General features: G+C 28.0%; 10 protein-coding genes and 1 pseudogene. 10 read left to right on the forward strand and 1 reads right to left on the reverse strand.

The annotated features are described in order from the left end of the window. Positions 1-159: 159 nt before the first annotated feature. Positions 160-783: a class I SAM-dependent methyltransferase gene (locus HMPREF0631_RS03605; protein WP_002843504.1), complete on the forward strand. Its 624-nt coding sequence runs from the start codon at positions 160-162 to the stop codon at positions 781-783. A 51-nt stretch (positions 784-834) separates the two neighbouring features. After that, positions 835-1,341 carry a hypothetical protein gene (locus HMPREF0631_RS03610; protein WP_002843500.1) on the forward strand — a complete coding sequence of 169 codons (507 nt, stop codon included), beginning with the start codon at positions 835-837 and terminating at the stop codon, positions 1,339-1,341. A 5-nt stretch (positions 1,342-1,346) separates the two neighbouring features. Here the strand turns inward: HMPREF0631_RS03610 and HMPREF0631_RS09690 are convergent. Continuing rightward, positions 1,347-1,499: pseudogene (locus HMPREF0631_RS09690) on the reverse strand (relaxase/mobilization nuclease domain-containing protein); the annotation flags it as partial. Between the two features lie 329 nt (positions 1,500-1,828). Here HMPREF0631_RS09690 and HMPREF0631_RS03615 point away from each other — a divergent pair. The 8 genes from HMPREF0631_RS03615 (at position 1,829) to HMPREF0631_RS03650 (ending at position 9,456) form a co-directional block, all read left to right on the forward strand. Then, the gene (locus HMPREF0631_RS03615; protein ID WP_002843505.1) at positions 1,829-2,986 is read left to right on the forward strand and encodes a TlpA family protein disulfide reductase; all 1,158 of its coding nucleotides are present in this window, start codon (positions 1,829-1,831) and stop codon (positions 2,984-2,986) included. 84 nt (positions 2,987-3,070) lie between these two features. Next, positions 3,071-3,160 carry a CD1871A family CXXC motif-containing protein gene (locus HMPREF0631_RS10475; RefSeq protein ID WP_330360452.1) on the forward strand — a complete coding sequence of 30 codons (90 nt, stop codon included), beginning with the start codon at positions 3,071-3,073 and terminating at the stop codon, positions 3,158-3,160. Then, complete coding sequence (locus HMPREF0631_RS03625; protein WP_002843496.1) at positions 3,153-4,043, forward strand: 4Fe-4S binding protein; 891 nt, start codon at positions 3,153-3,155, stop codon at positions 4,041-4,043. The genes HMPREF0631_RS10475 and HMPREF0631_RS03625 overlap by 8 nt, the downstream gene beginning before the upstream one ends. An 18-nt stretch (positions 4,044-4,061) precedes the next feature. Next, positions 4,062-5,339, forward strand: coding sequence for an ABC transporter permease (locus HMPREF0631_RS03630; RefSeq protein WP_002843498.1), 1,278 nt, complete (start codon positions 4,062-4,064; stop codon positions 5,337-5,339). A gap of 9 nt (positions 5,340-5,348) precedes the next feature. Then, entirely contained in the window at positions 5,349-6,005 is a 657-nt protein-coding gene (locus tag HMPREF0631_RS03635; RefSeq protein ID WP_002843501.1) for an ABC transporter ATP-binding protein, read from the forward strand. Further along, positions 6,005-7,381, forward strand: a complete 1,377-nt coding sequence (locus HMPREF0631_RS03640; RefSeq protein WP_002843495.1) for an ABC transporter permease — start codon at positions 6,005-6,007, stop codon at positions 7,379-7,381. Before HMPREF0631_RS03635 ends, HMPREF0631_RS03640 begins: the two co-directional genes overlap by 1 nt. Before the next feature lie 105 nt (positions 7,382-7,486). After that, a complete protein-coding gene (locus tag HMPREF0631_RS03645; protein ID WP_002843497.1) occupies positions 7,487-8,140 on the forward strand; it encodes a response regulator transcription factor in 654 nt (217 codons plus the stop codon). Next, positions 8,137-9,456, forward strand: a complete 1,320-nt coding sequence (locus HMPREF0631_RS03650; RefSeq protein ID WP_002843503.1) for a sensor histidine kinase — start codon at positions 8,137-8,139, stop codon at positions 9,454-9,456. The genes HMPREF0631_RS03645 and HMPREF0631_RS03650 overlap by 4 nt, the downstream gene beginning before the upstream one ends. The last annotated feature ends 364 nt before the right edge of the window (positions 9,457-9,820 follow it).

A 9,820-nucleotide genomic window follows, 5' to 3' on the forward strand; every position in this document is an offset into this window, starting at 1 on the left:
TCGCTATGAAAAGCGGGCATAGAAAAAATGACTTAAAAATGGTAAAATATTATTAGGTTAATTAAGACTAACCTGCAATTAGCTTTCATCTTTAAGGAATAATGTGAAATGCTAAAAGCGGAGAGAGTTTAAAATTTGTTGTTGGGTGGAGTTTTGCTGGTGAGTGATAAGAGTAATAAAAAATTTTGGGATAAATTCGCCAAGTTGTATGCTTCTTTTATGAAGAAGGATAAAGGTGTTTATGATAAAGTTTGCGGATATATAAACCCCTATTTGAGTAAGGATATGAATGTACTTGAACTTGCTTGTGGTTCAGGTCAATTATCCTTTAACCTTTCAAAATATACGAAAAGTTGGATTGCAACTGATTTTTCTAAACAAATGATTTTTGAAGCAAGAAAACATGGAGAATACGAGAACCTTGTCTTTGAAATAGCTGATGCTACTTCATTGATTTATACAGATGAGAAATTTGATTGCGTAGTAATAGCTAATGCACTTCATATTATGCCCGAACCTGACAAGGCAATGAAAGAAATATATAGGGTATTAAAACCTAATGGCACTTTGTTTGCTCCCACTTTTTTATGGAAAGAGGGAAAACAAAGTAAATTCAAAAAACGGCTGATGTCTATTGTAGGGTTTAAGATGTATAAAGAATGGAATAAAAAGCAATTTGAAGATTTTACCCATGAATATGGATTTTCAGTAGCTGAAATGAAATTGGTAAGTGGAGGTCTTGCACCAGTTGGTGTAATGATTGCATATAAAAAGGAATATTGAATTATTATTTACAAAGTAATATGAATTTTAAAGCAAAAGGGAGATGATTTTATGGATTTAATACAGGCAATTCTTGTCGGAATTGCTATAGCAGCTATTTTTAATGGTACAGTGGCTTCTTTAGTACTTATTAACCCAAGATTCTTTTTGGATTCTTATCCAAAGGCTATCCAGAAAATAGCTCCGAAACCAATGACAAAACAAGAGAAAAAGATAAATACGATATTAACTATAATCATAGTTGGAATCTGTTTTGTTTATTCGACAATGAGTCTTTTACATTCAGGAGTTGTTGGCTTTTGGAATATTTTTTGGATGGGATACATTCAGTGGAGCATATTAAATGCAGGAGATTTTTTGTTATTGGATTGTCTCTTATTTCAAGGAAAATATAAAGAAAAGATAGTTATTCCGGGAACAGAGGGACACAAAGATTATGAGTTTAATAATTGGATGAAACATTTGGCAATTCGAGAACATTTTTTATTAGTTCCATTTTTTCTTGTACCAATTATAGCTACAATTCAAGCTTTGTTTGTTGGCTTTTTAGGAAGATAAATTTAGAGTTGCTTTATAAATTCTTCCCAATACTTGACTGTTTTATAAGACGATCAATGTCAAATTGAAGTCTGCTTTTCCAAGAAGCAGCTCTCTTAGATTGCTCATTTTCATACCATGACTTGCCATTTGTTTTTGTACTTTCTCTTATAGCTTTCGTTTCTCTTCAAAAAGAGCCTTTTCTTCTTAAGTTAGTTTAATTTCCAGTCTCAAATACTCAAGTGAACTTTCGTGTGCTTAGGTGCGTAAAAAAAGAAGCATATCCCAGAGGGCTGCTTCATCAATTTTTTCGTAAGTGTCCGTACACTTACTGTGCTTGCTCATATGCTAGTCGTGTAAGAACAACTTTAAGCATAATATTTATATTATTATACCAGTTTGTAAAAATAAAAAATTATATTTCATCAACGTTTCATAAAAGGTATGTACAATATTATTAAAAGTAGTTATAAACTGCTATTGTGTAAAAATTAAGGAGGAAAAAATTATGAAAAGAACAATATCAAAAGGAGCATTACTATTACTTACCTTATGTTTGGGCTTAAGTGCAGTTGGGTGTAAAAAAAGTAATGAAAGCAATAAAGTTAAACAAGGACAATCTGTAAGTTCTGAAGAGGCAGGTATGTCAACTAATGAGAAGGATAAAAATGAAACCTTTAAGCCATCAGATTATACTTTACAAACAAAAAAAGAATATGTTTATGAGTTTTTAGGTCTTAAATTTAAACTTTCAGACAAATTTAAAAAGTATATGGATGATAAAAAGATAGCGATGTTAGATGATCAAAGTCCTATAGATAAGGAACTAAAGTATGCTTTTTTAACTTTCAATAAAATGACTGAAGAGCAAAAAAATGCTGTTATTAATAAAAAGGGTGATGGTTATGAAAAATGGAAGAATGGGCTTGAAAGAGTCGGAACTATTGGTATATTCGAAAAAAATACATCAAAAGAAAAAATATCTAAAATTACAAAATGCGATACTCATACTAAAATAGGAGTTTCAAGTGATGGAAAATACGATTGCTATTTAAGCACAAATAGCGGATCTGAAAGTAATCTTCTGGATGAATTAAAAAGAACTGAGATTCAAATTATAGATAAAAAAGAACGCCCTGAAAATGGTTTTGTTCTATCAGAAAAAACTGATTTAGAAAATACAGAAGCATTTAACAAAGAATCAGTTAAAGATTTACGTAAACTATCAACAAAGGACATAAATGGCAAGGATTTTACAAGTAAAGATTTTGAGAAGTATGATCTTACTATGGTAAATGTATTTGCAACTTGGTGTACAGCTTGTGTAAAGGAAATTCCTGATTTGGTTGAGGTTCAGAAGGAAATGAAAAGCAAGGGTGTAAATATGGTTGGTGTTGTTACAGATACTGTTGATGATAAGGGTGAAAACAAGGAAGCAATTGAAAAGTCAAAGTTAATACAGAAAAAAACAAAGGCTTCATATCCTTTCTTAATGCCAGATAAGACAAACTTTAATGGTAGATTGAATGGTATACAGGCTATGCCAGAGACTTTCTTTGTTGATAAGAATGGAAACATTGTAGGCGATACTTATTCTGGAGCAAAGAGTGCAAAGGAATGGAAGCAGGTAATTGAAAAAGAATTAGCAAAAATAAAAAATAAGTAAATGTAAAGCGGTGAATGGTATATGGTTAAAAAGTTTTTAAAAAGCCGTACCTTATCTTTAGTAATTGTCTTTATTAGTATGGCCATGATTTACTATGGTCATACTAATGGAGAAACTAAAGTTGTCTTGGATAAGGCGATAAGAATTTGTATGGAGTGTATTGGAATTGGATAGAATTAAAAATATTATAAATGGTAGTACAAAAAAAGATAAATATAAAATAAGAGATCGTTTTAGGCATCTATTTCAATCCGTTTGGTTTTTAATCACTAATTCTTACTTTGAAGGGTTTAAGACTGGTAAAATCTACGGTGGGAACTTAAAGAAAGTTTGTGTTCCGGGCATGAATTGTTATTCGTGCCCAGGGGCAAAAGGTTCTTGTCCTATAGGATCGCTACAGGCAGTGATTGGAAACTCGAATTATAAGTTTAGCTATTATATAGTTGGCTTTATGTTCTTTATAGGTGCGCTTATAGGAAGATTTGTATGTGGTTGGCTGTGTCCGTTTGGATTGGTTCAAGATTTGCTACACAAGATTCCCTTTTTTAAAAAAGTTGAAACATTTAAGTTTGATAAATATTTGAGAAAATTGAAATACATAATATTACTTGTATTTGTAATAATACTTCCTCTATTTTTAGTTGATATTTTAGGGCAAGGGTCTCCATATTTTTGTAAGCTTATTTGTCCAGTTGGTATGCTTGAAGGAGGATTACCACTTGTTTTGTTAAATAAAAGTATGAGAAGTGCGATAGGTTTCTTGTATTATTGGAAGGGAGTAATTTTAATACTTACTTTGTTACTTTCTATAATTATATATAGACCTTTTTGTAAATATATATGTCCACTTGGAGCTATTTACTCAATTTTTAACCCTATTTCAATATTTAGATATAGATTGGATAAGGATAAGTGTATTAATTGTGGAAGATGTAAAAAAGTTTGCCAAATGAACATAAATCCAGTCGAGAATTGTAATCATCTGGAGTGTATCAGATGTGGACGATGTAAAAATGCTTGTCCAGTGGATGCAATTAGCTGCGGAGTAAGAAAATAGAGAGGAGTAGTTAGGAAAGTGATAAAAAATGCTATAGCATATATTACAAGAAAGAGAAATAGAACTTTAATAATTTTTATCATATTAACTATAGTTCTTTCTTGCTTATATTCTTGTTTAACAATAATGAAATCAAGCAATAAAATAGAAAAGACTTTATATGAAAGTTCTAATTCTTCAATATCAATAACAAAAAAAGATGGTAAATATTTTAATGTTAATCAATTTAAAGATATTGAAAAAATAAAAGAAATTGAAGAAAAAATATTTCAATATGATGGATTAGCAAAACTAAAAGGCGCTAAAGTAGTTAGCGGAGAACAAAGAATAAATAGAGAAGATTTATCTGACGAATTTAAGAATGTTGTTTCACTCGAAGCTACAAATAATACTAAAAGAGATGTTTTATTTAGTAGTGGAGTATTTACAATTAAAAAAGGCAAAAATATAGGAAAAAATGATAAGAATTCAATTATTGTTCATGAAGAATTTGCTAAACAAAACAATCTAAAATTAGGTGATGAAGTTGATCTTGAATTACTAGATACTGAAAAAAGCGGAAAAATAAAAAGTCATAAATTTAAAATTATAGGGATCTTTTCTGGTAAAAAACAGGAAACATATACAGGATTATCTTCTGATTTTAGTGAAAATATGGTGTTTGTAGACTATCCAACAAGCCAAGAGGTATTAAATAAATCAGAAAATAATAAAATCGCAAATAAAATTTTAATGTATTCTGGTAGCGCAGAATATACAGACTTAGCCTTAAAGAAATTGAAAGAGCTTAAAATTGATGAGTCAAAGTATTCTGTTGAAAAAGATTCTAATGCGTTTGAAGAGTCTTTAGAGTCAGTGAGTGGAATAAAACATATAATAAAAATAATGACTTATTCTATTATGTTAGGTGGGATGGTTGTTCTTTCATTAATCTTGATTCTATGGTTAAGAGAAAGAATATATGAAATAGGTATATTTTTATCTATTGGAAGATCTAAGATACAAATTATAATGCAATTTATATTCGAGTTAATATTCATATCGATACCAAGTATAGTATCCTCCTTATTTTTAGGAAATGTATTACTAAAAGTAATTGTAGATGGATTTATTAACTCAGAGGACTCAATGATTTCCGGTGGAAGTTTAATAAATAATAGTAGTTTTATGTCAAATATAACAACACTAGGACAAACTTATTTAATATTAATAAGTATTATTGTTTTATCAGTTGTATTTGCTTCTTCATTAATATTAATCAAGAAGCCTAAAGAAATATTATCAAAAATAAGTTAGGAGAAAAAAATGGATATATTAGAAATAAAGAATGTAGCATATAGTTATGCAAATTCTAAAGAAAAAGTTTTGTCAGGGGTAAATCAAAAATTTGAACTTGGGAAGTTTTATGCGATAGTAGGAAAGTCAGGAACAGGAAAATCTACACTTCTTTCCTTACTTGCTGGACTTGATAAACCTAAAACAGGAAAAATATTGTTTAAGAATGAAGATATAGAAAAGAAAGGATATAGTAATCATAGAAAAAATAATATATCTTTAGTATTTCAAAACTATAATTTAATAGACTATTTATCACCAATTGAAAATATTAGATTGGTGAATAAATCAGCAGATGAAAGTATCTTGTTTGAACTAGGTTTAGATAAAAAACAAATAAAAAGAAATGTTATGAAATTATCTGGTGGACAGCAACAAAGAGTAGCTATTGCCAGAGCATTGGTATCAGATGCTCCAATAATACTAGCTGATGAGCCTACTGGTAATCTAGACAGTGTTACTGCTGGAGAAATAATTAATATATTAAAGACATTAGCTAAAGATAGAAATAAATGCGTAATAGTTGTAACACATAGTAAGGAAGTAGCAGATTCTGCGGATATCATTTTAGAACTAAGTGGTAAAAAGTTGAAAGAAGTAAATAAAATGAATTTGGAGGTTGAATAATGATAAAAAATGCATTTGCTTATGTAACTAGAAAAAGCTTAAAATCATTAATTATTATATTAGTTATTTTATCTATGTCAACTTTAAGTCTCATTAGTTTATCTATTAAAGATGCTACGGACAGAGCTTCAAAAGAAACATTTGCTAATATAACAAATAGTTTTTCTATGGAGATAAATAGACAAGTAAATCCGGGAACACCTAGAGGTGGGGGAAATGTAAAAGGTGAAGATATTAAAAAGATATCCCAAACAGATAGTATAGAATCCTATGTAAAAAGAATAAACAGTGTTGCAGATTTAGTTGATCATGATATTATCGAAACTCAAGAGACTCTTGCAAATCAATCACCTGAAAGAGCGAAGAATTTTAAAAGAACAGTTATGTTAACTGGAGTTAACGACTCATCAAAAGAAACAAAATTTGTATCAGAAGCATATAAATTAGTAGAAGGAAAGCATTTAGAAAATGGAGATAAAAATAAAATCTTAATGCATAAAGATTTAGCTAAAAAAAATAATCTTAAAGTTGGAGATAAGATAAAAATAAAATCTAATTTATTTGACGCTGATAATGAGAAAGCTGCAAATGAAACAGTAGATGTAGAAATTAAAGGTCTATTCGATGGGCATAATAGCGGTGGAGTAAGTGCTGCACAAGAACTATACGAAAACACATTAATCACTGATCTTAATACAGCTGCTAAAGTTTATGGTAATACAGAAGATACAGCTGTATACCAAGATGCAACATTCTTTGTAAAAGGTGATAAGAATCTTGATAGTGTAATAAAAGATCTTGGGAAATTAGATATAAATTGGAATGAATATAATTTGATTAAAAGTTCATCAAATTTCCCTGCATTACAACAATCTATATCAGGTATCTACTCAATTTCAAATAAATTATTTGTTGGCTCATTAATATTTGCAGGAGTTGTAGTTTCATTATTATTATTATTATGGATGAATGCTAGAAAGAAAGAAATAGCAGTATTACTATCATTAGGTAAATCAAAATTAGAAATTTTTGGTCAATTCCTAATTGAGATGGTATTTATATCAATCCCCGCATTCGTTGGTTCTTATTTCTTAGCTCAATATACAGCTGATAAGCTTGGGAATAATATATTGAATAAGGTTACTGGTGATATAGCTAAACAAATAGCTAGACAATCTGTATCTAGCCAATTAGGTGGTGGGGCAGAAGCTGAAGGATTTAACAAGACATTATCTAGTTTAGATATAAATGTATTACCTAAATTCATAATTTATGTAGTTATATTTATGAGTTTAGTACTTCTTGTATCATTGATTATTTCTTCATTCAATATATTAAGAAGGAATCCAAAAGAATTATTAATCGACAATAATTAAATAATTAAAATTTTTGGTGCTTTTTAGCACCAAAAATTTTTTGGCTTTTAAATATCAAATAATATGCTGTATAATATAAGTGTATAGGCTTAAGTGGAGGTATATATGAAAATATTAACTGTTGAAGATAATAATATGATAAGAGAGGGAATAAGTGAATATCTTTCAGAATTTGGATATACTGTTATTCAAGCTAAAGATGGAAGAGAAGCCTTGTCAAAATTTAATAGCGATATAAATTTGGTTATCTTAGACATTCAGATACCTTTTATAAATGGTTTAGAAGTGTTGAAAGAAATTAGAAAGAAAAGCAATTTACCAATTCTAATCTTGACTGCATTTAGTGATGAAGAATATAAAATTGATGCATTTACTAATTTAGTAGATGGATATGTAGAAAAGCCATTTTCATTGCCGGTCTTAAAGGCTAGAATAGATTCTTTAATTAAGAAGAATTATGGACATTTAGATAAGTTTGAATATAAGGATCTATCGGTTAATTTTAATAGTTATACAGCTAAAATAAATGGTGAAGAAATAGATGTAAATGCAAAAGAACTTGAAGTATTAAAATGTTTATTGGATAATAGTGGACAAGTGTTGACAAGAATGCAAATTATTGATTATGTATGGAAAGATAGCGAAGAAATTCCTTATGATCGAGTAATAGATGTATATATAAAAGAACTTAGAAAAAAATTACAATTAGACTGTATAACTACTATAAGAAATGTAGGGTATAAATTGGAGAGAAAATGAAAAAATTAAAGATATTTCCAAAAATGTTCATACAAATATTTTCTGTTCTTGGAATAATAATTATATTAGTTCATTCATTAGTTTTTTTTATCTTTCCTAAAACATATTTGGAGACGAGAAAAGAAAAGATTCATAATATAGCAAATGAAATTTCTAGTAATATGAATGGAAAAGAAATAAAATATATAGAACAAACTTTGAAGCTTTATTCTAAGAATAGTGAAATAAAAGCATTTATAAAAGAAAAAAATAATAAGAATGAAATACAAATCAAAGATAATATAAATATTAATTTAGAAAGTGATAGTAATTCTTTGATAATTGAAGAAAGAGAAATAAAGCTTAATGATGGTAAAAAAACAAATCTACAATTTGTTTCTACAGCTGATATGCAAAAAGATGCGAAAGATCTAAGCCTTAAATTTTTACCATATTCCTTATTAATATCAATTTTATTTTCTGTTATTATTTCTTTAATTTATGCAAAATCAATAAAAAATAATATACAAGAAATAAAAATTGTTACTGATAAAATGATGAAACTTGATAAAAAAACGCGTTTAAAAGTTAGCTCTAATGATGAAGTTGGAGAATTAAAACAACAAATTAATGATTTGTATTCTACTTTATTAAGAACAATTGACGATTTGGAATTTAAAAATAAAGAAATTTTTAAATTAGAAAAGTTAAAATATGATTTTTTTAAAGGTGCATCCCATGAACTTAAAACTCCTCTTGCTAGTCTTAAAATAATACTGGAAAACATGAAATACAATATTGGAAAATATAAAGAAAGAGATATTTATATTAATGAATGTATTGAAATCGTTGATAGTTTAACAAAAAATTTTTCTCAAATATTATCAGTTCATTCTATAGAAAATTTGAATAATGATGAAGAATATTTGAAAATAAATGATACATTAGAAGACATATTAAAAAAGTATGAAATATTAGCAAATCAAAAGAAAATAACTGTCAATAATTATATATTAGATGAGAATATTTATATAGGAAAAACAGCTTTAAAGATTATTCTATCTAATTTGATTAGTAATGCGGTAAAATATACTCATGTAAATGGGGTAATTAATATTGGGATAGTTAATGATTGGTTATATATAGAGAATTCATACGGTGACAATAAAATTTCGAATATGGATAAAATATTTGATGTTAAATTTGATTTAAATAAGGAAAATAGTAATGGATTAGGTTTATATATCGTAAGCAATATTCTGAATAATTACAATATAGAATATAAAGCATTGCAGGATGAAGAATTTTTTATCTTTAAAATTAAAATATTTTCTTAAACAAGATATAATTTTGCAATAGTTATTGAAAAATAGAGACTTATTATGGATCTACACATTTTAGCGTTGGTAGAAAAAATCTTCACTGATGTGACCCCAAAAAGTTAGACTTTATTAGCGAGACAGTTTCGGCTGACTCGCTATTTTTTATGCGCCAAGGTGGAGAGCCTGTATTCAACAGGACTCATCCATCTGTAATGTGCTATAACATATGTTACACAATTGAATAAAAAAAGAGAGGAACTCTGATACAATAGTAATATCGACAAAACCATTTAGTAAAGGAGTCCTCTCATGTCTATTATAACAGAAGAAATGCGTTACCGCCAAAAACTATGTGAATTTGATAAAAAATATGGAGTTA

It is taken from the genome of Peptostreptococcus anaerobius 653-L, assembly GCF_000178095.1.
Lineage (GTDB): Bacteria > Bacillota > Clostridia > Peptostreptococcales > Peptostreptococcaceae > Peptostreptococcus > Peptostreptococcus anaerobius.